Raw genomic sequence first — 22,887 nt, forward strand, 5'->3', positions numbered from 1 at the left:
ACGCCGGTGGAAAACCCGCCCCCTGTTTGGAGACAACTGATAGCTTTCCGGACTCTGTCTGGGGTTATGACTGTTATAGATTCTTTGCTAGGAGTTAGTGGCACTATTCCGAAAGATAATTCAACATCTAACTATCTATTTTGAACAGATGAAAAGACGAAATTATATTGCCAGCCTGGGGAGCGGTCTCACGCTGCTGGCCGGGTGTGCTACGGGAGAAGGGAGCGGTGAGGGCGAGACGAACTCGACAGCGACGGAGACGGAAACCGCCACCGACACGCCGACACCGACGCCGACACCGGAGCCTGACCCGAAAGCAGTCATCACCGATGCAGGGTTGATCCGAGAACGGGGCCGGTACACCGATCTGGCACGGAGTATTACTGGCGTTGGCCTTGGCGGCGAGGCTATTGTCGGGATGGAATACAACCTCCCGGTCAAAGACGGTGCCGTATCGGCTATTGCTCAGGCAACAGTGTACGACGACGCCGGCACCCAGATCACCCAGTCGTCGATGGATGTCGACAGAGTTGTACAGGACGAATCGGAGTTCATCTCACGGCAGGGGTGGTTCGCGGTCGAAACAGATGACTGGACCACCGGGAGCCACACGATAGAACTGGTCATCAACGCCACAAACTACGGGACAACCAGTGACCCAATGTCCGTCGAGTTTGATGTCGTTAAGCCACTGGGTCCCGAGGATGTCGAACTTGAACTGGTCGAGAAACCGACGACCATCAGGGTAAACAAGGAGTTTGACCTGACGTACAACATCCGGAATGTGAGTGACAGGGACTCGAGCCTCGTCGTGGACACAGTATTCATCGATCATCAAGAGCTAGAAGGAATTGAACTCGAACGGGACATCACTGGGAACATCCCGAAGGGTGGCCGGGAGCAGTTCGACGAAGCAGACCTCTCATTCAGAGTGGCCGGCGAGTTCACATACCAGATTCCGGAACTCGACGTAGAGTTCCCGTTCACGATTAAACCGCCGAAATAGCACGCCTCACTCCATCTTCTCGAACGTCGTCTCGGCCCACTGGACGGCGTAGTCAGCGCCGTACTCCAGATAGGCCTCGGTGTCGAGTGCGGCAAACGGCGCGGGCAGGTCGAGGCCGTGCTTGACGCCGCTGCAGGCGAGTTCGGCGGCCGCGGCGAACTCCGTCTGGCCCTGTGCAATCTCGCTGGGGAGGTCTTCGAGGCGGGGTTGCAGGCGCTCGCCGGCGTCGTCCCACGCCGCGTACAGATCTGGATAGTCGTCGGCCCAGTCGCCGAACTCCGCGCGGGTCTGGAGCCCGAGGTACGCCGTGTACACCGCCGCTGCGAGCTGGTATCGGGCGTTCGCATCGAGGTGGTCCTCTGTGGCAGCCACGAACTCCGGGTACTGTTCGCCGAAAAAGCCCAGAAAGTGCTCGGGTTCGTCGAGGCTGACCTCGACGAGCGCCTCCGCGACGAGAAACGAGACGAAGTCGTCCGGCGAGGTCTCCAGCCGCGGTTTGACGAACACGCAGGGCGGAACCGTCTGGCGCGTCCAGGCGACGCCGCCGTCGCCGGGCATCCCGATGGTGAGGTCATTCCCGATGTACTCCTGTAGCACCTCTGGCGCTGTGGTCGGGAGCCACGCACCGTCGTAGGAAATCTGGTCGAGGCTGTCGGTCACCAGCAGGAGTTCCTCGGCGACTGCAGGGTCCAGTGTCTCGAAGTCACGGTCGCAGTTCAGTACGAGCGTCTCGGGGGCGTAGGCCGCACGTACTGCCGGCAGATCGCCGGTCAGTGAACGGTCGGTGAACATCTACGCCGAGAACAGGACGAGGTTGATGATGATGCCGACCGACAGTAGTGCCGACACGCCGATTGTTCCGAGGACGATTTTTGTGGCCTTGCTCATGCCAATGAGTATCTCGGGCCAGACATTAAAACTTGAGAAACGATTTTCGGGGTCCACAGTGAGTGTCGAGTATGCGCCGCGAACGCACTTCGACGGGCACCGCCTGGGAACAGCAGGTTGGCTACTCGCGGGCGATACGCACTGGCGATACCGTCCGTGTCGCCGGCACCATCGCAACGGATGACGGCGGGGAGGTCGTCGCGCCGGGTGACCCGTACGAACAGACGAAACACGCCTTCGGTATTGTTTCGGACGCACTGGCAGCCCTTGATGCCGCTATCGAGGACGTGGTCCAGACCCGGATGTATGTCACCGACATCGACGATCAGGAACGGGTCGGCGAGGCCCACAGCGAGTTCTTCGGCGACGTTCGTCCCGTGGCGACGATGGTCGAAGTGAGCGGGCTGGCCACACCAGAGGCCGCTGTCGAGGTCGAAGCCGTCGCAGAAGTCGAGTAAGGCGCTGGGCGACTCTCTCCGCGATTACTTGTCAGTCCTGCCGACACCCGCGCGGCGGGCGACGGCACGCCACTTCCCGGAGCGGAACCGACCGACATTGACAGCGGCTTTTAAGTAGAAATCGCCGATCAGCGCGGCGAAGATAGCCGGCAGGCCGAGTCCCAGCCCCGGAGAGAACGAAACGCCGATGACGGGGATCGGTATGACGAACGCCGTCGGCAATGCGAGCGCGGCGACCGGGAGGCGGTAGCAGTAGCTTGCAAGCACGGTCCCGTACAGCGGCCACCGGGTGTCACCAGCACCCCGAAGGCTTCCGCGCATCGTCCGTGACATCGAGAAGCCAGCGACGAGCAGTCCGAAGACGCGGACAAACGTCGCCGCCAAGTCCGGGTAGGCGGTCCCGAACAGGGACACGATGGGGCGGGCGAACACCACGAGGAGCAGCGCGACGGCCAACTGGACCGCGAGTGCGACACCGAGCGACTGCCAGCCGTACGCCGTCGCTTCCTTCGGGTCGTCCGCGCCCAACGACTGTCCGACCAGCGTCGACGCAGCGGTCGCATAGCCCCACGCCGGCATCAGCGCGAGCAGCATGACTCGGCGGCCGATGGCGTAGGCCGCGAGCGTCGGCGTGCCGAGCACGCCGAGAATGAACAGAAACGGGAACCGACCGAACGTCTGGAGCAGGCGCATTCCCGACAGCGGGAGCGCAACACGGACGAGTTCGGTCAGCAGGCCGAGGTCGAACTGCTTGCCACCGAGCGGGAGCGCCGTCGCGTACCGACCGGAGGCCAACAGTCCGAAGAAGATGACTGCAGCGAGCGTGTTCGCTGCGACAGTCCCCCACGCAGCCCCCGCGATTCCCATCGGTGCAATCGGTCCGAAGCCGAATATCAACACGCCGTTGAGCACGACGTTCGTCGGCACGGTCAGCAACCGGACGTACATCGGCGTCCGCGTGTCGGCGCTCCCCGCGAGGGCACGAGCAGCGACCATACTCCAGAACCGCGGCACCATCGACAGCATCACAATCGCGAGATACGTCGCGCCGTACTGTATTGCGGCCGGGTCATCGGAGAGAACGTCGAGCAGCGCAGTCGGATACACCCACGCGACAGCAGTCAGTGGCAACGATAGCACGATTGCAAGCCACAGCGACTGCTTGACGGCTAGATTTGCCCGGTCCGGCTGGCCGCTCCCCTGCAGGCGGGAGACGACGCTAATTGTGCCAGAGGAGACTGCGAGTGCAAGTCCGAACCCCACGAAGTAGTACTGAAATCCCAGTTCGAGACCGGCCAGCGCGGCGTCGCCAAGTGCCAGACCGACCATCAGAAAGTCCGCGAGCCGCAGCAGGATTCGTAGGCCGCCCGTGACCATCACCGGCGCGGCCAGGTCCGTCGCCTCAATGGCCCGGTCCCGGTCGACAGCATCCAATCTGGAGAGCGCGACCGGGACGGTGCGTACCAGCCGGCGGAGGGCGTCGCCGAGCACAGTTGTGCCACGGCGAGCAGGCAAACGTAGCTTACGACTTCGATACCCCGTAGGATTGCACACAGCGCTTATCTACGCAAATCCCTTTCTATGGCTATGGATCAATCCGCCTCTAGACGGTCGTTTTTGACCGGTGTCGGGGCTGCTGCCACCGCCGGGCTTGCCGGGTGTACAGGCCTCGGATTCGGGGACCAGACGTTGACGATGATCGACTGGGGGTACGTCTACAGTAACGACGTCATCGAAGCCTTCGAGGAGCGCCACGGGGTGACGGTGGAGCGACAGGCCGCACAGGGGTCGGCCGAGACGCTCGCGCAGTTGCGGGCCGGACGAGCCGATTACGACCTGGTGCCGCTTGGCAACTACGCGGTGACGCCGGCGATGGAAGAGGGCTACCTCCAGCCGCTCGACCTCGACCAGGTGCCGGCATACGACGACGTGTTCGACTTCCTGAAAGCGGATTACTTCGAACAGGACGGCGAAGTGTACGGGATTCCCCGGAGCTTCGGCCAGACGCCGCTCGCCGTCAATACTGACATCGTCGAGCAGGACGTCACCGCGCTGGCTGACCTCTGGACCGAACCGCTCGCCGGCGTCGTCGGTGGTCGCGACGACGCGCGGCTACAGGTCCTGTACCGAAACGCCGCGAAAGGCGAGCCGCTCAACCCGACACGTGCCGACGACGTGGACTTCGATTCGCTCCGGACCGACCTCATCGACCGACTGGAACTGACTTCCGGGCTCTGGAACAACGGAGGCGAGTCAGAACAACTGCTCCGCAGTGAGGAGGTCGGTGTCCAGCCGGTCTGGAACTACGTCATCCAGTCGATGCAGTCCGACGGTATTCCCGTCGAGCGGGTCTACCCCGCTGAGGGAACGAAAGCGTGGTTCATCCAGCACTGTATCCGAGACGGTGCGGAGAACCCCGAGCTGGCACACACCTTTATTCAGGAGTGGCACACGCAGATGGGCTACAAGTCGCTGATGGAACCGAGCAATATCGCCGTCCCGAACGAGCAGGTATTCTCTGAACAGGACGTCGAGAAGGCGGCGTACGGACTCGACGACCCGGACCAGTTCATCTACGAGGAACCGAAACCCCAGCCGCTCATTGAACAGTACACTGAGACGTGGAACCGGGCAAAGACGGAGGCTGATCTGTAGTGAATGCGCTCGCTGTCGACGGTCTCGGCAAGACCTTCGACGGAGCGCCTGCCGTCGACGATATCTCGCTGACTGTCGAGCAGGGGGAGTTTTTCTCGCTCATCGGACCGTCCGGCTGCGGCAAGACGACGACGCTCCGGATGCTTGCTGGCCTCCTTACGCCGGACTCGGGACAGGTGCTGCTCAATGGACAGGACGTGACGGACCGACCCGCCCGCGAGCGAGCGACGAACATGGTGTTTCAGGACCTCGTCCTGTTCCCCCATATGAGCGTCGCGGAGAACGTCGGCTACGGGCTGGCCCGAAGTGGTGTTACAGAGCCGGAGCGCGGACAGCGCGTTGAGGACGCTCTGGCACTGGTCAATCTGGCGGGATTCGGCGACCGTGACCCGTCTGACCTCTCTGGCGGCCAGCGCCAGCGGGTCGCACTGGCCCGGGCGCTGGTCAACGACCCGGCGATACTGCTGCTTGACGAACCGCTTGCGTCACTCGACCGGGCGCTTCGGGAAGATATGCAGGCGGAGTTCCGCCGGATACAGCGCGACAGCGACACGACCTTTCTGTACGTCACACACGATCAAGAGAGCGCGATGAGTATGTCCGACAGAGTCGCCGTGATGCGGGACGGACGCATCGTCAACGTTGGCCCGCCTCGCCAGCTGTACACGGACCCACAGACCCGGTTCGTCGCGTCGTTTCTCGGTGACGCCACGTTGCTAGACGGCGACGTTATCCGCCGCGAGGGTCCCGACGTTGTTGTCCAGACCGGTGCTGGACCACTTCGGGCCGACGCAGACGCAGCGAGCTACGCCGTGGGCGACACGGTGACGGTCGCAGTCCGACCGGAAGCAGTGACGCTCGGCGGCGGCGACCTGACCGGCACCGTCACCGACGTCGCGTACAAGGGCTTCTACGAGGAAGCGACCGTCGATTGCAGCGGTGCGGAACTGGTCGTCCGACGCGAACGCAACACGGCGGCACCGGACACCGCAGCATCCGCTGACGGCGGCACAGACCTCCCGTTCCGCGTCGGCGAGACCGTCGAACTGGGCGTGAGCCGGGCTGTTCTCGTCAGAGATGAGCGTCGCTAACACACCCGGTCGGCTCCGGGACTGGCTCGTTGCTGGCAGCCCGCTCCTGCTGGCACTGGCACTGGGCGTGTTTCCGCTCCTGACGCTGTTCGTCGAGAGCATCGGCCCCGGCCTCGGCGGCGAGAACTACGCGGAGGTGCTGTCGCCCCTGTACCGCGGCGCACTGCTGTACTCTATCGGCGTCGGTGTCGGCGTCACTGCTGTCTGTCTCGTCGTTGCGTATCCGATTACGTACTGGATTGCCCACCGGTGTCCGGACCGGTACCGGCTCATCGCGCTGGTCTCAGTGACGCTGCCGCTGTGGCTCAATTACGTAGTGCTCAACTACGCTTGGGTGTGGATTCTGGCCCGGGGCGGCGTGGTGAACCGAATCCTCGTCGGGACAGGCCTCCTCGATTCGTCTCTTGACCTCCTGTACAACAATATCTCGATGGGGATCGGGTTCGTGTACATCTACCTTCCGTACGTCGTCCTGACGATGTATGTCTCGATGGAGCGGCTCGATTACCAGCTCATTGAGGCCGCACGAGACCTCGGCGCGAGTGATGTCCGGGTGTTTCTCGACATCGTGCTCCCGCGAACGCTTCCCGGCGCGGCGGCGGCGACGCTCATCGTCTACGCACGCATCGCCGGGGCGTTTGCGACCCCGGAAATACTCGGCAGTCCCGGGAACGTCATGATTGCACGGCTCGTCGTTCAGGCGTTTCGGCAGTACACGAACTACGGGTTCGCGGCGGCGCTATCGTTCGTGTTCCTGCTGCTGGTGCTTGGAACGCTCGGGCTCGGGGCGCTTTCGCCGCGAGTCAGACGGGAGTTACGACAATGGTGAGCCGCGTCACGCGGCTGGCTGAACGCGGGGCTGGCCGGCTCCCGGGCATCGTTGTTGCGCTGACGCTCGTGTTTCTGTACACCCCTGTTCTCGTCATCGGGTATCTGTCGCTCTCACCGGCCGGCCAGCCGACGATTCCCATTGACGCGTTCTCGCTGCGGTGGTACACCGCAGTTCTGACTGACACACGGTTCATCCGGGCGCTACTGACGAGCCTCGGCATCGGCGTCGTCACAGCTACTGGTGGGACTGCGCTGGGGCTGGCCGGCGCATACGTGATCGTTCGGAGTCAGCTCCCTCAGCTTGCCCGTCGAAGCATTGCCGTGATTATCGCCCTGCCGCTGTTCGTTCCAACAGTTGTTGTTGCGTTCGGTATCGGGCGCGCCAGTGCGCTCGTCGGCCTCGGCTACGGCTACCTTCCGGTCATCCTCGGCCATCTGTTCTGGGTACTCCCGTTCACGACGTTCCTCATCGCCGCCCGCTACGCGGAGCTAGACAACCGTCTTTCGGCTGCGGCCCGCGACCTCGGTGCCGACGACCGGACTGTGTTCCGGACGATCACAGTCCCGCTGTTGTGGCCGGCACTGATGGCGAGTGTACTGTTCGCGTTCGCGCTCTCGTTCAACGAGTTCCTCATCACGTTCTTCCTCGCCGGGTCGAGCGTGACGACGGTCCCGCTGGAGATATTCGGCAAGGTCAGAATCGGTGCCACGGCCTTCCTGAACGCGGCGAGCGTGCTCGTTATCGTTGTCAGCGCTGTGGCGGCCGGCGTGGCCTCGACGCTGCGCCGTCCTGTGTGAGCGGTTCCAGCCCCCAGTCGGCTCCCCGAACCGGCGGCACGCTTTTGTCACCGAGCACCGAGCGCCGAAGTGATGCCAGCTATCGAAGTCGGTGAAACGTTCACCGAAACTCGGACGTTTCGACCCGAAGATGTCGACCAGTTCACCGCTCTCTCCGGAGACGACCAGCCCCGCCACACGGAACCCGATGGGGACGGCCGGCGGATGGTTCAGGGGTTGCTCACCGCGTCACTGCTGACCAGTATCGGCGGCGACCTCGAAGTGCTTGCCTCGCGGATGGACCTGCAGTTCCAGCGCCCGGTGTACACCGGTGAGACGCTGGTCTGTGAACTAACAGTTGTGAGCGCTGACCCGCATACCGATGGTGGCGTCGCTCTTGTGGGCGATGTGGCTGTCCGGCGAGTCAATCGCGACGATAACTCTGGTCAGGCTGACACAGCCGCCCCGAACTCGGCAGATAGTGCTCCCGCCGGAACCGTCGTGCTTGAAGCGACCGTCGAAGGACTAATCAGGGAATGAGCTGTTCGCCGTCGTCATCGTAGATCGTGATGGCGTCGACCGGACAGGTCCGGGCCGCGAACTTCGCGTCCAGTTCGGCGTCGTCTGGGACCTCCCGAACAAACACGTCCTCGTCCTGTTCCTCACTGTCCGCCAGCACCGCTTTGCCGGCGTCCTCGTCGCGCTCGAAGGCGTCCCACTCCGCGACACACTGGAACATCCCGATACAGGTGTCATAGTCATATTCGACTCGCATACCCTGTGTTGGCCGCTCGCGGGCAAAGGCGTTCCCCTCGGTGCTCGATGCGCCAGCGGACCGACGCGGTTGCAGTGCGACAGTTTAAATCGGGGCAGGACCCAAGCGGGGTGTAATGGACGTTGCGGACCTGCCGGGCGTGCCCGAGTGGCTCCCGGACCACCTGCGCGACGACGGCATCGAAGAGCTGTACCCGCCACAGGCCGAGGCCGTCGAGGCCGGCGTCACCGAGGGGGAGAATCTGGTCGCGTCGATTCCGACGGCGAGCGGAAAGACCCTCATCGCCGAGCTAGCGATGCTTTCATCGGTTGCTCGCGGCGGGAAAGCGCTGTACATCGTTCCACTGCGAGCGCTGGCCAGCGAGAAGCAGGCCGACTTTGAGGAGTTCGAACAGTACGGCCTCGACATCGGTGTCTCGACGGGGAACTACGAATCCGAGGGTGGGTGGCTCGCGGACAAGGACATCGTTGTCGCCACCAGCGAGAAAGTGGACTCGCTGGTCCGCAACGACGCCCCCTGGATAGAGGACCTCACCTGCGTCGTCACCGACGAGGTCCATCTGGTCGACGATGGGGAGCGAGGGCCGACACTGGAGGTGACGCTGGCGAAACTCCGGCGGCTCAACCCCGACCTGCAGACCGTCGCGCTGTCGGCGACCATCGGCAACGCCGAGGCGCTGGCGACGTGGCTCGATGCGGGGCTCGTCGACTCTGATTGGCGGCCTATCGACCTCCAGAAGGGGGTCCACTACGGGCAGGCGCTGCACCTCGAAGACGGGAGCCAACAGCGGCTTTCGGTACAAAACAACGAGAAGCAGACGGCGGCTATCGTCCGCGATACGCTGGAAGACGACGGGTCGACGCTGGTGTTTGTCAACTCCCGGCGTAACGCCGAGGCGGCAGCGGGCCGGCTAGCGAACACGGTTCGGCCCCACCTCAGTACCGAGGAACGGGACCAGCTGGCCGACATTGCCGAGGAAATTCGGGATGTGAGCGACACGGAGACGAGCGACGACCTCGCGGACGCCGTCGCGGACGGGGCGGCGTTCCACCACGCCGGACTCTCCCGGGGCCACCGCGAACTCGTCGAGGACGCCTTCCGAGACCGGCTGGTGAAGGTCGTCTGTGCGACGCCGACGCTCGCGGCCGGCGTCAACACGCCCTCCCGGCGCGTTGTGGTCCGCGACTGGCGGCGCTACGACGGCTCGGCGGGTGGGATGGCCCCGCTGTCCGTGCTCGAAGTCCATCAGATGATGGGGCGGGCTGGCCGCCCGGGGCTCGACCCCTACGGCGAGGCGGTCCTCATCGCGTCCAGCCACGACGAAGTGGACGAACTGTTCGAGCGCTACGTCTGGGCCGACCCGGAGCCGGTCCGGTCGAAACTCGCGGCCGAACCGGCACTGCGGACTCACATCCTCGCGACGGTCGCCTCTGGCTTCGCACGCTCCCGCAAGGGACTGCTCGAGTTCCTCGAACAGACGCTGTACGCCAGCCAGACCGACGACAGCGGCCAGCTCGAACGCGTCGTCGACGACGTGCTCACGTACCTCCAGCGCAATGACTTCTTAGAAATCGAAGCTGGCGAACTCGACGCTACCTCGCTGGGCCACACCGTCTCGCGGCTCTATCTGGACCCGATGAGCGCCGCGGAAATCGTCGACGGCTTGCGCGACTGGGAGCGGGGAGCAAGCGACAGCACGTCGGCGAGCGGGTCGCCGGCTGACGCGCAAGCGGAGCCGCCGGCTAACAGCGGCTTCACGACCGCTAGTGAACTGGCCGAGGACGCTGACGAGAGCGACGCCGACAGGGACCCGGACGATATCTCCGCGCTGGGCCTGTACCATCTCGTCTCGCGGACGCCGGATATGTACCAGCTGTATCTCCGCTCGGGCGACCGCGAGGAGTACGAGATGGAGCTGTTCGAGCGCGAAGAAGAGTTGCTCGGTCCCACGCCATCGGAGTTCGAGGAGGGCCGCTTCGAGGACTGGCTCTCGGCGCTGAAGACCGCCCGCCTGCTCGAAGACTGGGCCACGGAGGTCGACGAGGCGACCATCACGGACCGGTACGGCGTCGGCCCGGGCGACATCCGCGGGAAGGTCGAAACTGCCCAGTGGCTGCTGGGGGCCGCCGAATCGCTGGCCAGCGAGGTCGATCTGGACGCCGCACGCGCCATCAGCGAGGCCCGCATCCGCGTCGAACACGGCGTGCGCGAGGAACTGGTTGACCTGGCCGGCGTCCGCGGCGTCGGCCGCAAGCGCGCCCGCCGGCTGTTTCAGGCCGGTATCACCGACCGCGCACAGCTCCGGGACGCGGACAAAGCCGTCGTGCTGGCGGCGCTTCGAGGCCGCCGGAAGACGGCCGAGAACGTCCTCGAAAACGCCGGCCACCGTGACCCGTCGATGGAAGGCGTCGAGCCCGCGCCCGACGTGTCTGTCGACCTCAACGATGGTGCAGACGGGGACGCAAGCGCCGAATCGACAGCCAACGACGACCAGGCCAGTCTGGGTGATTTCTGATGCGGGTCGTCGAAGGCACTGCTGAAATCGACGACGTGGGCACCTTCGTCGAGACGCTCAGTGCAATCGGTGACCGCTACGGCGTCACGGTGCAGGCGTTCGACGCCCGCTACGTCGTGGACCGCCCCCATCTTCAACTGGCTGTCGAACTCGCGACCCGGGCTCACGACCGGGGCGACGCCATCGCCGAGGATTTCGGCGTCGAGATACTGCTGTACGCGGCCGGCCGCCGCCAGATAAACCGCGCGCTGACGATGGGCGTCAGCGAGGGGGCCTGTCCCGTCGTCGCGGTCATCGTCGACCACGAACGGACGGATACTCACGTAGGAAAAAGCGAACAGAACGGTATTGAGGCAGCTGAAGACGACGTTCGTGAGGAGCTTACCGCGATGTCCACCTTAGGCGAGTACGACCCCGACCGCATCCGGTCGTTTTTCGACGTGACGGACACTGAGCTCGCTGCGACAGCCGGCGACCTTCCCGACGCCGTTCGGGAGCGTGTGGCGTTGCTCCCGGTCGAGAAGTAACGGCAGTATTTTTGCCGACGGATGTGTTAGTTATACACATGAACCCACAGCGGACGGCACGGCAGCGGGCCAGTGAGCGCGCCCGCCGGGTTGCGGCAACGGTCGACCGCACCACCGGTGCGGCCGCGTATCCGGTCCGCGTGGAGGAACTGGCAGACGAATACGGCAGCGCCGACCCGCCCGTCGAGGACTTCTCAGCCGCAATCGAGCACTGCACCGACGGCGAGTTCGACTCGCCGACGGAAGTCCGGGCGGCAATTCAGCAGGTGACACCACCGAACAGCGCCCGTAGCGAGGCGACATTCGACGAGCGCGAGCATTCGTGACCGCGTTGGAGACGCCGGTGTCTATCGGTGGCGTCGAGGTACCCAACCGGCTGTATCGCGCACCGGTACTGGAGTGTGCAGGTAACGGTGAGACCGCCGTCAACACACTCATCGACGAACTTGAACCGACGGCAGCCTCCGGTGTTGGCCTCCTCTTTCAAGGGGCAAGCATCGTCACCGACCGCGGCGGCTGTGCCGCGCCGAACATGACGCGAGTCCACGACCCGGCCTTCGTCGAGCGCCTCGAACGGCTTACCGGGACGATTCACGACCACGGCGGTCGCATCTTCCTCCAACTGGCCCACGGTGGCCTCCGGAGTATGGCGACGTGGCACGCCGAGTACCGCCGTCAGCATCCGGACCAGCGCCAGCTCGCCGTCAGCCGCCCGCCGTGGCAGCTCCAGATGCTTGACCGGCTTGGCCTGATTTCGCTCCAGCCGGATGTGCTCTCGACAGAGGAGGTATGGGCCCTGGCCGAGCAGTTCGGGCGCTGTGCCGGCTACGCCGTCGAGGCGGGATACGACGGCATCCACCTTTCTGCGGCGAACATGAGCCTTATCCAGCAGTTCCTCTCGCCGTTTTACAACCGTCGGAACGACCAGTTCCGGGACGGCGTCCGCTTCCTCGAAGCAATCCACGACGCCGTTCGGGAACACGCCGGCGACGTGCCGCTGGTCACGAAGGTCCCAGCTGAGACCGCTGCGCCGAGTTTCGTTCGACGGCATCTCACTCGGAGGGATGGCGTGGCTATCGCGACGCGAGCGGCGGCTATCGGCTATGACGGCCTTGTTCCGGTCGAGGTGTCCCCGTTCTGGGACATGAGCATTGTCCGTGGTGCGTTTCCGGACCGGGCCTGGGACGCGAGTGACCTGCAGGACGACTACGCAGCAGTCTTCGGCGGCCGACTACGAGCGCGTGCCATTCAGTTGCTTAATCGCCTGCAAGCCCGCCGTTTCAGCCGCGACCCGGGCTGGAACGCCGACTTCTGTCGAGCGCTGCGCGAGCGTGTGGACGTACCGGTTCTGCTGGAGGGCGGTCTTCGAACGCGTGCCGACTGTGACCGGTATCTCGGAGCGACTGGAGCGACCCCCGCCGCTGACGCGGTTGGGATGGCCCGCCCGTTCTACGCCGAACCCCGACTCGGCGCCCGCCTGCTTGACGGCGCAGACGCGCTGTGTGAGAGCTGTAACAACTGTACCATCCCGCAGGTCACCGGCGAACCGGGCCGCTGTCGAACGCCGGCCATCGTCCGCGAGCAAGCCCGACTCCGGCGGGACGGCGCCTACGAGCGAACTGAGTGACCGGCCCCCGATACTGCCGCCACCGTCACTGAGCCGATACAAAGGCTCATACGCGCTCGGTCCCGAACGAGTGCCGATGACTACAGGGATTTCGTCCGAACGCGTCAAGCTGTCCGTCGACGGCGAGGACGTTGACATTCACTACCGGACCGGTGGCGAGGGGCCGCCGATGGTGTTTCTCCACGGTATCGGGCTGGACGCCGCGACCGTCTCGTGGCGACACGCGCTGCCCGCACTCGCGCCGGAGCGAACGGTGTATGCGCTTGACCTGCCGGGCCACGGCGACAGTGACAAGCCTGACCGCACGTATACGACTGACTACTATCTTGAGACGCTGTCCGAGTTTCTCGACGCACTCGCCATTGAGGAACCCGCGCTAGCTGGCCTCTCGATGGGCGGCGCAGTTGCGCTCGGCCACGCGCTTGACGGCGGCCCCGTCGAACGGCTGGTGTTAGTCGACAGCTACGGGCTGGGTGCCGACGCCTACTGGCGAACGGCGGCCAGCAGTGTCTTACAGACGCCGATACTCGGCAATATGCTCTGGCAGGGCGTGGGGTCGTCCCAATCAGCTATCCGGAACAGCCTCCGAAGCATGGGTCCCGGTGAGCCGCCCCAGCAACTGGTCGAGGATGTCGATAGCGCTGTCGACCGACAGACCGTCCGGGCGATGCGGCGCTGGCAGCGCAGCGAGTTCCGATGGTCTGGCTTCCGGACGGACTACTCCGACCGGTTAGCAGAACTAGACGTGCCGACGATGCTGATTCACGGGGCCGTCGACCCACTGCTCCCCCGTCGATGGTCCGAGCAGGCTGCTGGGACAGTCACTGACAGCACGCTGAAAATCTTCGAGAACTGCGGGCACTGTCCGCCGCGGGAACATCCCGACCGTTTCAACCGGGCCGTTCGAGCGTTCTGCTGACTACTCTGGCAGGTCATCGATGAGGACGACCGCTTCGCCGTCGATGACAACTTCGTCGTCTGCGAGGACGCGCGTGGTCAGCCGGTACTGTTCGTCGCCGAGGTCTTCGACGATCTCACATTCGGCGGTGAGGCGGTCGCCGATACGGACTGGGTTGTGGAACTCCAGATCCTGTGAGAGATAGATCGTCAGCCCTGGCAGGCGTGCCAGCGCTGCGCTGATGAGGCTTCCGACGAGCGTCCCGTGGGCGATACGGCCGCGGAAGCGCGTCTGCTCCGCGAACTCGTCGTCAAGATGGAGCGGGTTCGTGTCGCCGCTCGCGGCGGCGAACTGCTGTACGTCGTGCTCCGAGATCGTTTTCGTGAAATCGACGTGGTCACCGACGCCGAGGCGGCCAGGGTGCTCCTCAGAAATCGAGACGTGCCATTCCGGGAGGTCTTCGTCCGGTTCGATACGTTCTGCGGGCGTTACGCCGTTCTCCTCCTCCTGCTGGACGCCGAACGCGGCGAACGCTGCCCGGTTAGCTGCGACGACGCTGTTGAACATATGTGACGATGTTTCAGTCCATGTGTCTAACAGCGGGTTTCGTGGCGATTCAGAACTCATCTGTTCTGGTAATTTATTGGTCGGAGTATTAAACCTTGGTGTTGGTTTCGCTTCAGCTGTCGGTAAACGCCGTCTAACGGGCGTCAGACGCGTATTTGGGGTTCCAGTTATCGGTGCTGCAGGGCGTAGCACGCCCATCGACGCCCCTTAACCGCTAATACCATTCTCTACCATTCAATGGTACTCAGTGGTTTTCTGCGGAAGGTTTATATTGTTGAGGAGAGTACATGTAGATGACCGATGGCCGACGAGGATGATGGCCTGATGTGGCCTCCGATGTTCAAGGGGATGCAACAGGCGAGCGAGAATGCGATGGAACAGCAACAGCAGCTGATGAAACAGATGTTCGCCAGCGGTGGCATGCCGAGTTTCGATATGAATCAGCTCGGTGCTATGAGCCAGATGGCGACGTTCAAGACCCGCGTGCAAAGCGGGGGTCGGATCAGTATCCCCGATGCGGAGCGAGAGGCGCTGGGCATCGATGAAGGTGATATCGTTCAAGCCGTCGTCCTCCCGGTCACTAACAACAACAACGAGTAACCCAACAATGGTAGACTACACAACCCCCGTCACGACAGCCTTCGAGATGCAGCGCGCAACGATTGAACAGAGCCAGAAGGCGCTCGAACAGAGCGTTTCCTTCCAGCAAAACGTCAACAGCGCGGTTATCGACAGCCTCGACACACAGGAGTCGGCGCAGCGCCGCGGTGTCGAGCTTCAGCAGACCGCGTTCCACAGCTACCTCGACGCGATGGCGTCGACGATGCCCGGCATGACCGAAACTGTCGAGCAGATCCGCGAGACCGTCGACGAGCAGTTCGACTTCCTGCTCGAGAACCACGCCGAGGTCTTCGACAACATGGAAACTGAACTCGAAGAGGGCGTCGACACCTACGACGAGATGACCGACGAGTACGTCACGGCCGTCAACGATCAGGTCGATATGCTCGTCGAGGCCCACGAGGAACTCGAAGCGCAGTCCGTTGAGGCTGCCGAACAGTTCGGCGAGCAGCTCGAAGAAGTGCAGGAGCAAGTCGAAGAGATTCAGGAGCAGGTCGAGGAAGTGCAGGCCGAAGCCGCCGACGCTGTCGACGTCGAAGCGTAAGTACGACAGTCGGTTTTTTTGTGCGCCCGCCGCCGAGGTACTATTATGAGTAATACAAACAACATTCAGGAGGAATGGACGGAGATGGTTGAGGAGATGAACAACGCGGTCGCTGACTCGATGGAGCAGAACATGAAGGCCCAGGCGGCCTTCGTGGAGTCGTGGGCCGATGCCGTCGAAGATACGATCCCGGAGCAGGATGACCTTGCCGACGGGATGGACGGCTACAACCGCGCCTACGAGGAGTGGATGGACGCCGCAGAGCAGATGGTCGAACGCTCGACCGATGCCGCACAGGGCGAGGACGTCGACCCGGCCGAGTTCCGTGACATCTGGCTGCAGTCCGCAAACGAGGCGTTCAAGCACGTCATGGGCACCTCGGCCTTTGCGGCCGCCAACGGCCAGCTCGTCGAGTCGATGATGGAGATGCAACAGGAAGCGGACGACCTGAGCCAGGACACGCTGGAACAGCTCGGCTTCCCAACGCGCAACGACGTCGACGAAATCGCTGAGCGGCTCATCGAGCTTGAGCGCCGCCAGCACGCGGTCGAACAGAAGCTTGACCGCGTTCTCGAACACTTAGAAGAATAACCATGTCCAGCAACCCCTTCAATCCGTTCGAGGCCGCGCTCAACTGGCAGCGAAAGACGCTGGAGAACATGACCGACGCCGCTGAGACCAGTCAGGTCGCCGATGAGCGACTGGAGCTGATGGAGTCCGTCGACGTCGGCCAGACGCCCAGTAACGTCGTCTACGAGGAGAACAAGCTCGAACTCCTCCACTACGACGCCGAAGCCGCTGGCATTGAGGTGCCGGACGAGGAGAAGGAAGACGTTCCGATACTCATCGTTTACGCGCTCATCAACCGACCGTACATCCTTGATCTGCAGGAGGAGCGGTCAGTCGTCCGACGCCTGCTTGAGGCGGGCCATGACGTGTATCTCATCGACTGGAACGAGCCGTCGCGGCTTGACCAGCACCTCACTCTCGATGACTACGTTAACCGCTACATGGACAACTGCGTCGACGTGGTCCGCGACCGCTCCGGGCAGGACGCGATCAACATCCTCGGCTACTGTATGGGCGGCACGATGTCGGTGATGTACACCGCACTCCACAAGGAGAAGGTCAACACCCTGGGCCTGATGGCCGCCGGACTGTGCTTCGACCACACTGGCGGCGTCCTCGAAGAGTGGGGCTCCGAGGAGTACTACTCCCCGCAGGATGTCGTCGACACGTTCGGCAACGTCCCCGCGGATATGCTCGACATCGGCTTCGCGCTGATGGACCCCGTCGAAAACTACGTCACGAAGTACATCCGGTTCGCGGAGAACATGGAGAACGAGGGCTTCGTCGAGAACTTCGGCCGCATGGAGCAGTGGCTCGGTGACGGCATCGACGTGGCCGGCGAGGCCTACGTCCAGTTCCTCGAAGACGTGTACCAGGACAACAAGCTCTACAAGAACGAACTGGAACTCGACGGCAAGCACGTCGACCTGGACAACATCGACATGCCTGTCCTCCAGCTCATGGGTGAGTACGACCACCTCATCCCGCCGGAGGCCTCCAAGCCGTTCAACGATGTCATCGCCAGCGACGACACGCGAACCATCGAGTTCTCGACGGGCCACATCGGTCTCTCCGTCTCGTCGTCGACCCACGCTGACCTCTGGCCCGAGGTCGCCGAGTGGTACTCCGAGCGCAGCACGGGGAGCGAGGAAGTCGATATCGAGGTCGAGTCCCCCGAAGCGGCCGAAGACGACGCGGTAGACCAGTCGGAACTCACCGACATCGACGTTGACGCGACCGACGATGTCGATGCCGACGCTACCGAAGACGATGCGACCGACGAACCCGCTGACGTGGATAGCGTCTCCGGTATCGGCCCGACCTACGCCGAACGGCTGCACGACGCCGGCATTCACAGCGTCGCGGACCTGGCCGAGTACGACGCGGCCGACCTGGCCGACATCGCCGAAACCACCGAATCCCGAGCACAGGACTGGCTCGATCAACTGTAATTCGGCGCCCCTTTTCTGTTTCCCGCTGCACGACCAGCCATGCGCGTCTCGGTCATCGGCGGCTCGACGGTCACTGACGAACAGTACCAACAGGCACGTGAGGTCGGGCAACTGCTCGGTGAGCATGGCCACGAAGTCGTCTGTGGCGGCCTCACCGGTGTGATGGAAGCAGTCTGCCGGGGTGCGAGCGAGGCCGGCGGTCACACTATCGGTATTTTACCCGGCGAGCGTACCGCGGCAGCGAACGACTACGTCCAGACAGCTATTGCGACGGGGCTGGGCAACGCCCGCAACGTCCTCGTCGTGATGAACGGTGCGGCCGTCATCGCCGTCGACGGCGGCACCGGAACGCTCTCGGAACTCGGCCACGCCCTCGACATAGACCGGCCGGTCGCTGGGCTCGGAACACACCGCTTCGACAGCCCGGTCGGCGACGCTATCGAACACGTCGACACCCCTGCCGAGGCTGTCGCATACGTTGAGTCTGCCGTGCAGTAGCCGCTGTTTCAGTCGAGTAGCCGCCGCAGTATCGCCGCAACAATGAGGTTCCCAACGCCAAGCAGCCTGACCCGACGACGGGCCCCGTCCTGTGGCGTGAACTCCACCGACAGCACCCAGCGATAGCCCAGCTGCGCCATCGACAGTAACAGCCCCGGAACGAGCAGATGAAGCGCGCCCGCTAGTGCTGTTCCGACCCACAGCAACCGCCGTTCGGTCCGTGTCAGGTCCATACCGACTCAAAGGGATACGTCGGTTTGACCGTGGCGTCTACTTCGTGATAGTAGGATTCTTAGGAGCGAGACGGCGTTCACCGCGGCTACGCTATCGTCATAGCGTCGTTATCCACCTATACTGAAAACAAAAATAGAGAATCGCACCGATTCTTCACGAGGTCGACGGGCGAGGCAGGCATCCGCGGCCGAAGGCCGCGGTTCTCGGAATCGCCGCAAAGCGGCGATTCCGCCTTTTTCGCCAATGTGGCTTGCCTCGCGGGTCACTTCGTTCCCCGCTCGGCGTGCCGAGGTTTCTTCGAAACCTCGCTTACATCATGCCGCCCATACCGCCGCCCATGCCGCCCATGCCGCCGCCCATTCCGCCGGGCGCGCCGCCTGGGCCGCCGGGTCCGCCTTCGTCCTCGTCGTCGTCGCCCTGGCCACCCTTGAGGTCGCCAGCAGCGATGACGTCGTCGATGCGGAGGATCATGACGGCTGCTTCGGTTGCGCTTTCGACAGCCTGGGTCTTGACACGGAGGGGCTCGACGACGCCGTCCTCTTCCATGTCGACGACCTCACCGGTGTAGGCGTCAAGCCCGGAGGTGACTGCGCCACCGTCGTGCTTGCTGCGGAGGTCGACCAGCGAGTCGATCGGGTCGAGACCGGCGTTCTCCGCGAGGGTGCGCGGGATGACGTCGATGGCGTCGGCGAAGGCCTCGACGGCGAGCTGTTCGCGCCCACCGACGGAGTCGGCGTGGTCGCGCAGGCCGAGTGCGAGCTGCGTCTCGGGGGCACCGCCGCCGGGCAGGACCTTGCCGTCCTCCAGCGTGGCGGCGACGACGCCAAGCGAGTCCTCGATGGCGCGCTCGACTTCGTCGACGACGTGTTCGGTGCCGCCGCGGAGAATCATCGTGACAGCGCGGGCGTCCTCGACGTCCTCGACGAAGATGCGCTCGTCGCCAGCGATGTCCTTCTGGGCAACGGAGCCGGCGAAGCCGAGGTCGTCGGCTTCGATGTCGTCGATGTTCGAGATGATGCGCGCGCCGGTCGAGCGCGAGAGCGCCTCGATGTCGGACTTCTTTGCGCGGCGAACAGCGAGGATGCCTTCCTGTGCGAGGTAGTGCTGGGCCATGTCGTCGATGCCCTTCTGGCAGAAGACGACGTCAGCACCGGCCTCGGCGAGCTGGTCGACCATTTCCTTGAGCTGTTCCTCTTCCTGGTCGAGGAACTGCTGGAGCTGGTCGGGGTCGGTGACGTTGACTTCGGTGTCGAGTTCCGTTTCCGGAACCTCGATGGCCGTGTCGAGCAGGGCCACGTCGGCGTCCTCGACGGCGAACGGCATGTTGTCGTGGACGCGTTCCTTGTCGACGATGACGCCTTCGACGAGTTCGGACTCATCGGTTGCGCCGCCGACGACGGTTTCGATCTGGATGTTGTCGGTGTCAACGCTGCCGTCGTCGTCGACGACGGACTGTGCGGCGCGGACGACGAGCTCGGCGAGGACGTCCTTGGAGGACTCCGCGCCCTTGCCGGTCATCGCGGTCGCGGCGACCTTCTCGAGGGTCTCCGTGTCGTCGGCGTCGACGTCGATGGCGTTGTCTTCGAGGATTTCCTTGGCTTTCTCGGCGGCCTGGCGGTACCCCTGGGCCAGGATGCTGGCGTGGATGTCCTGGTCGAGGAGTTCCTCGGCCTTCGAGAGGAGTTCGCCGGCCATGACGACCGCCGTGGTCGTGCCGTCGCCCACTTCGTCTTCCTGGGTCTGGGCGACCTCGACGATCATGTTGGCGGCGGGGTGCTCGATGTCCATCTCGTCGAGGATGGTGACGCCGTCATTCGTGACGACGACCGAGCCCGAGTTGTCGACGAGCATCTTGTCCATGCCCTTCGGACCCAGAGTCGTCCGAACGGCCTCGGCGACGGCCGTCCCGGCCGTGATGTTCATCGACTGCGCGTCCTTTCCGGATGTCCGCTGGGACTCCTCGGAAAGTACAATCATGGGCTGGTTGCCCATCTGCTGTTGAGCCATAGTCAAACGATGATTGAATGTGCTTCTATATAAAAGCCACGGTGACCGTCGGTGTATCGCCCTATTACACGCCATACTCGACGGTGTGACACCGTGTAACGTGGGTGGTTTATATACCCGTTTATTGCCGCTTAGCGGCCCATTCCGAACCGACGGTGGCGTAGTTCCGGCGTAATCTGGATGCGAGAGATGTCCTGCCCGGTCCGGTACCAGACGAACGCCGCCCTTGTGAACAGTTCACGACACTCGATGCGGACTTCCCGGGGATTGCCATCGGTCCGCTCGTGGATATCTTCGATTGCGGCCCGGGTGAACAGGTTCGGGGCCTGCCCCTCGTAGGGTTCGTCTCGGAAGTACGCCAGCGAGCGGGCGGCGTACTCAGCTACGTCGTCCGGCGAAAACGGGTCGATACCCTCATAATATCGCAGCCGGGAGTCGAGTGTCCCGCGAATCTCCGCCACCCGCCGTTTCCCTTCCGGTGTGCCGGTGAGGAACAGCCGAACGCCGGCGTCGCCGGCCACCTGCAGCGGCGACAGCAGGTCCGCCTCAAGCACTTCAATTTCGTCGACGACCAGTAAGAGCGTCTTGCCGTCCTCGCGCACGCGACGAACGATTTCGTGAACAGCGTCTTTCGCTTCAGCGGTCGCCCACGGAATTCCGTCACGAACCTGCGAGTAGTTACGCTGGTCAATGGAATAGCCCGCGGCGTAGGCGGCTGTCAGAACCGTCTGGTAGAGTTTCCGGGGCGTCGTCTCACGGGGGTTGTCCAGATGCGTGATGACAAAGCCCTCGTGTTTCGAGAGGTCCCGCAGCACGATTTCTCGGAAGGCGGTCTTTCCGGTGCCGTAGGGACTCACTAACCCGATGTGCTGGTCCTGCAGGAGCCAGGACGTGACCTGATTCAGCATCTCGGTGTCGTGGCGGACGTACAGCGGTTCGGGCATATGGTCCAGCCCGGCTTCCTCAGTAAACGGGAGGTCTGTCACTGTGTCGGCCGTGCCGCCCAGCGCCTCGCCAAAGGCCAGCAGCCGCTGTTCGACCTCCTGTAGCTGGTCCAATAGCACGCCGGCAGCGGCGCTCTCGGCACGTTCTTCTTCTTCGGACCGGAGCGATTCGAGGCGGTCCATTACCTCCGAGACCGACTGTCCCGCGCCGCTAGAACCCGGTTGCTCTGTGTCGTCCACCACGGCTATCTCTCTCAGCCTTACCCGTCCGGCGCGTTATATGTTACGCCCCGAATTTCGAGGAAGATAACGTGACCTGTCCGTCCTACCTAGAACGGCAGTGGAAACGGAACCGAGCCGTAGGCGTATCCTTCCATGCTGCCGTCCGGTCGAGCGCGGAACACGATAGTCGGCGAGTACCCCACGTCTGGCTGTTCGCCGTAGACCCGATGCCAGTCGTCGTCCGGGAAGGAACTGCAGTCCACCACGAGGACCGCACCGGGGTGGGCCGCTAGCTGGTCGCGTGTCTTCGCATCGCCGGACGCCTTCACCGCGCCGACGGCGGTGTCGACCTGCCGTCGGGACGGCGGCCGCGGGCGAGTGACCTCAACGAGCGTGTCTTCGACCCGGAAATCGACGGAGTGGCCGGAGTCCAGTTCGACCTCGGGCCTGATGTCGTTGCCCGCATCGACGAGCAGTTTGGCGACGTTGAACTCGCCCATCGTCGCCCGCATCCGCGAGAGGTCAAAGCCCTCGCTGGTCCCGAGTTTGCTCGCCATCGTGTAGCGGTAGTCGTCGAGTTCGCCGGTCGCGAGGAAGTCGTCGTAGAACGCCAGCCCGTCCGCCCGGTCGGCGTCCGGGAAGCCGCCGGCGTGGTCCCGGAAGAACGTCCGCGTCGACTCCCGGCCGTCTTTCGAGAGGAACACAGGCAGGAAAAAGTGCGCCAGCGTCTCGTACTCGGTGAGCCACGGGTCTTCGACCTCCAACTGTGCGAACAGTTCACGCTGGACCCACTCGCTGATTTCGTCTGGGACCTCGTCGAACGTGTACTTCTCCGTCCGCCACAGCGTCTCCGGGGTTTCGGTGTTACCGACCCAGTACGCCCGCTGGCCGTTCCAGCAAAACAGCGCCAGGTCGCCGTTATCCATCTCCAGCCGGCGCGCAGCCCACCCCTCTGGCGGAGCGAACCACGGCCCGTTCATCGTCGCACCGAAGGTGTTCTGCAACGGTGACAGCAGGTCTGTCCGGACCCGCTTCTCGCTCCATCGCTCGTTCGACCGCCGCAGGCGTAAGGGACCAGCCACAGGGTCGTGTAGACGGTCAGTGGTCTTGGGCGTTCCGCCCTATCGGAACGCCCTCGTTCGGCCCGCTCGACTGCTCTGTCGCCTGTATGGTGCGGTTTC

At 63.7% G+C, this 22,887-nt stretch carries 25 protein-coding genes; 17 read left to right on the forward strand and 8 right to left on the reverse strand.

Annotated elements, in window-relative coordinates:
* Positions 1-148: 148 nt before the first annotated feature.
* Positions 149-1,006: a hypothetical protein gene (locus tag RR_RS16750; RefSeq protein WP_007187884.1), complete on the forward strand. Its 858-nt coding sequence runs from the start codon at positions 149-151 to the stop codon at positions 1,004-1,006.
* Between the two features lie 6 nt (positions 1,007-1,012).
* Here RR_RS16750 and RR_RS16755 read toward each other — a convergent pair whose 3' ends face one another.
* Positions 1,013-1,798 carry a DUF7089 family protein gene (locus RR_RS16755; RefSeq protein WP_011224478.1) on the reverse strand — a complete coding sequence of 262 codons (786 nt, stop codon included), beginning with the start codon at positions 1,796-1,798 and terminating at the stop codon, positions 1,013-1,015.
* A 167-nt stretch (positions 1,799-1,965) separates the two neighbouring features.
* Between RR_RS16755 and RR_RS16760 the strand changes: the two genes are divergently transcribed.
* The gene (locus RR_RS16760; RefSeq protein ID WP_004960360.1) at positions 1,966-2,352 is read left to right on the forward strand and encodes a Rid family hydrolase; all 387 of its coding nucleotides are present in this window, start codon (positions 1,966-1,968) and stop codon (positions 2,350-2,352) included.
* 24 nt (positions 2,353-2,376) lie between these two features.
* On the opposite strand, the gene RR_RS16765 is transcribed toward RR_RS16760, so the two are convergent.
* Entirely contained in the window at positions 2,377-3,843 is a 1,467-nt protein-coding gene (locus RR_RS16765) for an MATE family efflux transporter (protein ID WP_007187886.1), read from the reverse strand.
* 96 nt (positions 3,844-3,939) lie between these two features.
* On the opposite strand from RR_RS16765, the gene RR_RS16770 reads away from it, so the two are divergent.
* The 5 genes from RR_RS16770 to RR_RS16790 all read left to right on the forward strand — a co-directional run bounded on the left by RR_RS16770 (position 3,940) and on the right by RR_RS16790 (position 8,246).
* Entirely contained in the window at positions 3,940-5,007 is a 1,068-nt protein-coding gene (locus RR_RS16770) for an ABC transporter substrate-binding protein (protein ID WP_165896789.1), read from the forward strand.
* Complete coding sequence (locus tag RR_RS16775; protein WP_004960350.1) at positions 5,007-6,098, forward strand: ABC transporter ATP-binding protein; 1,092 nt, start codon at positions 5,007-5,009, stop codon at positions 6,096-6,098. The genes RR_RS16770 and RR_RS16775 overlap by 1 nt, the downstream gene beginning before the upstream one ends.
* A complete protein-coding gene (locus RR_RS16780) occupies positions 6,085-6,927 on the forward strand; it encodes an ABC transporter permease (RefSeq protein ID WP_011224482.1) in 843 nt (280 codons plus the stop codon). The genes RR_RS16775 and RR_RS16780 overlap by 14 nt, the downstream gene beginning before the upstream one ends.
* Positions 6,921-7,727, forward strand: coding sequence for an ABC transporter permease (locus RR_RS16785; RefSeq protein WP_011224483.1), 807 nt, complete (start codon positions 6,921-6,923; stop codon positions 7,725-7,727). The genes RR_RS16780 and RR_RS16785 overlap by 7 nt, the downstream gene beginning before the upstream one ends.
* Before the next feature lie 72 nt (positions 7,728-7,799).
* Positions 7,800-8,246, forward strand: coding sequence for a MaoC/PaaZ C-terminal domain-containing protein (locus RR_RS16790; RefSeq protein ID WP_011224484.1), 447 nt, complete (start codon positions 7,800-7,802; stop codon positions 8,244-8,246).
* On the opposite strand, the gene RR_RS16795 is transcribed toward RR_RS16790, so the two are convergent.
* Positions 8,236-8,481 (reverse strand): ferredoxin, encoded by a 246-nt coding sequence (locus RR_RS16795; protein ID WP_004960333.1) that lies wholly within the window; start codon positions 8,479-8,481, stop codon positions 8,236-8,238. The genes RR_RS16790 and RR_RS16795 overlap by 11 nt on opposite strands.
* Before the next feature lie 115 nt (positions 8,482-8,596).
* Between RR_RS16795 and RR_RS16800 the strand changes: the two genes are divergently transcribed.
* The 5 genes from RR_RS16800 (at position 8,597) to RR_RS16820 (ending at position 14,069) form a co-directional block, all read left to right on the forward strand.
* Positions 8,597-10,996, forward strand: a complete 2,400-nt coding sequence (locus RR_RS16800; protein WP_011224485.1) for an ATP-dependent DNA helicase — start codon at positions 8,597-8,599, stop codon at positions 10,994-10,996.
* Positions 10,996-11,523 (forward strand): KEOPS complex subunit Cgi121, encoded by a 528-nt coding sequence (gene cgi121, locus RR_RS16805; RefSeq protein ID WP_011224486.1) that lies wholly within the window; start codon positions 10,996-10,998, stop codon positions 11,521-11,523. The genes RR_RS16800 and cgi121 overlap by 1 nt, the downstream gene beginning before the upstream one ends.
* 38 nt (positions 11,524-11,561) lie before the next feature.
* Positions 11,562-11,849 carry a hypothetical protein gene (locus RR_RS16810; RefSeq protein ID WP_011224487.1) on the forward strand — a complete coding sequence of 96 codons (288 nt, stop codon included), beginning with the start codon at positions 11,562-11,564 and terminating at the stop codon, positions 11,847-11,849.
* Positions 11,846-13,150, forward strand: coding sequence for an NADH-dependent flavin oxidoreductase (locus RR_RS16815; protein WP_049939065.1), 1,305 nt, complete (start codon positions 11,846-11,848; stop codon positions 13,148-13,150). The genes RR_RS16810 and RR_RS16815 overlap by 4 nt, the downstream gene beginning before the upstream one ends.
* Before the next feature lie 76 nt (positions 13,151-13,226).
* A complete protein-coding gene (locus tag RR_RS16820; RefSeq protein ID WP_011224489.1) occupies positions 13,227-14,069 on the forward strand; it encodes an alpha/beta fold hydrolase in 843 nt (280 codons plus the stop codon).
* Here the strand turns inward: RR_RS16820 and RR_RS16825 are convergent, their stop codons facing one another.
* Positions 14,070-14,615 carry a MaoC family dehydratase gene (locus tag RR_RS16825; RefSeq protein WP_004960322.1) on the reverse strand — a complete coding sequence of 182 codons (546 nt, stop codon included), beginning with the start codon at positions 14,613-14,615 and terminating at the stop codon, positions 14,070-14,072.
* A 300-nt stretch (positions 14,616-14,915) separates the two neighbouring features.
* Between RR_RS16825 and RR_RS16830 the strand changes: the two genes are divergently transcribed.
* From RR_RS16830 to RR_RS16850, 5 genes are read left to right on the forward strand one after another with little or no spacing between them, the layout of a single operon-like run.
* Entirely contained in the window at positions 14,916-15,215 is a 300-nt protein-coding gene (locus tag RR_RS16830) for an AbrB/MazE/SpoVT family DNA-binding domain-containing protein (protein ID WP_011224491.1), read from the forward strand.
* A gap of 7 nt (positions 15,216-15,222) precedes the next feature.
* Entirely contained in the window at positions 15,223-15,780 is a 558-nt protein-coding gene (locus RR_RS16835; protein WP_007187894.1) for a hypothetical protein, read from the forward strand.
* Positions 15,781-15,825: 45 nt separating this feature from the next.
* A complete protein-coding gene (locus RR_RS16840; RefSeq protein WP_004960317.1) occupies positions 15,826-16,371 on the forward strand; it encodes a poly(R)-hydroxyalkanoic acid synthase subunit PhaE in 546 nt (181 codons plus the stop codon).
* Positions 16,372-16,373: 2 nt separating this feature from the next.
* On the forward strand, positions 16,374-17,801 hold the full coding sequence (gene phaC / locus RR_RS16845) for a poly(3-hydroxyalkanoate) polymerase subunit PhaC (RefSeq protein ID WP_011224492.1): 1,428 nt from the start codon (positions 16,374-16,376) through the stop codon (positions 17,799-17,801).
* Positions 17,802-17,840: 39 nt separating this feature from the next.
* Positions 17,841-18,299 carry a TIGR00725 family protein gene (locus RR_RS16850; protein WP_011224493.1) on the forward strand — a complete coding sequence of 153 codons (459 nt, stop codon included), beginning with the start codon at positions 17,841-17,843 and terminating at the stop codon, positions 18,297-18,299.
* 8 nt (positions 18,300-18,307) lie between these two features.
* Here the strand turns inward: RR_RS16850 and RR_RS16855 are convergent, their stop codons facing one another.
* The 4 genes from RR_RS16855 to RR_RS16870 all read right to left on the reverse strand — a co-directional run bounded on the left by RR_RS16855 (position 18,308) and on the right by RR_RS16870 (position 22,788).
* Positions 18,308-18,532 carry a hypothetical protein gene (locus tag RR_RS16855; RefSeq protein ID WP_011224494.1) on the reverse strand — a complete coding sequence of 75 codons (225 nt, stop codon included), beginning with the start codon at positions 18,530-18,532 and terminating at the stop codon, positions 18,308-18,310.
* A gap of 310 nt (positions 18,533-18,842) precedes the next feature.
* On the reverse strand, positions 18,843-20,525 hold the full coding sequence (gene thsA / locus RR_RS16860) for a thermosome subunit alpha (protein WP_049939188.1): 1,683 nt from the start codon (positions 20,523-20,525) through the stop codon (positions 18,843-18,845).
* Between the two features lie 146 nt (positions 20,526-20,671).
* Entirely contained in the window at positions 20,672-21,667 is a 996-nt protein-coding gene (locus RR_RS16865) for an ATP-binding protein (protein WP_011224496.1), read from the reverse strand.
* 146 nt (positions 21,668-21,813) lie between these two features.
* Positions 21,814-22,788: a DUF5784 family protein gene (locus RR_RS16870; RefSeq protein ID WP_049939066.1), complete on the reverse strand. Its 975-nt coding sequence runs from the start codon at positions 22,786-22,788 to the stop codon at positions 21,814-21,816.
* Positions 22,789-22,887 lie beyond the last annotated feature (99 nt).

It is taken from the genome of Haloarcula marismortui ATCC 43049 (assembly GCF_000011085.1).
Classification (GTDB): Archaea; Halobacteriota; Halobacteria; order Halobacteriales; family Haloarculaceae; genus Haloarcula; species Haloarcula marismortui.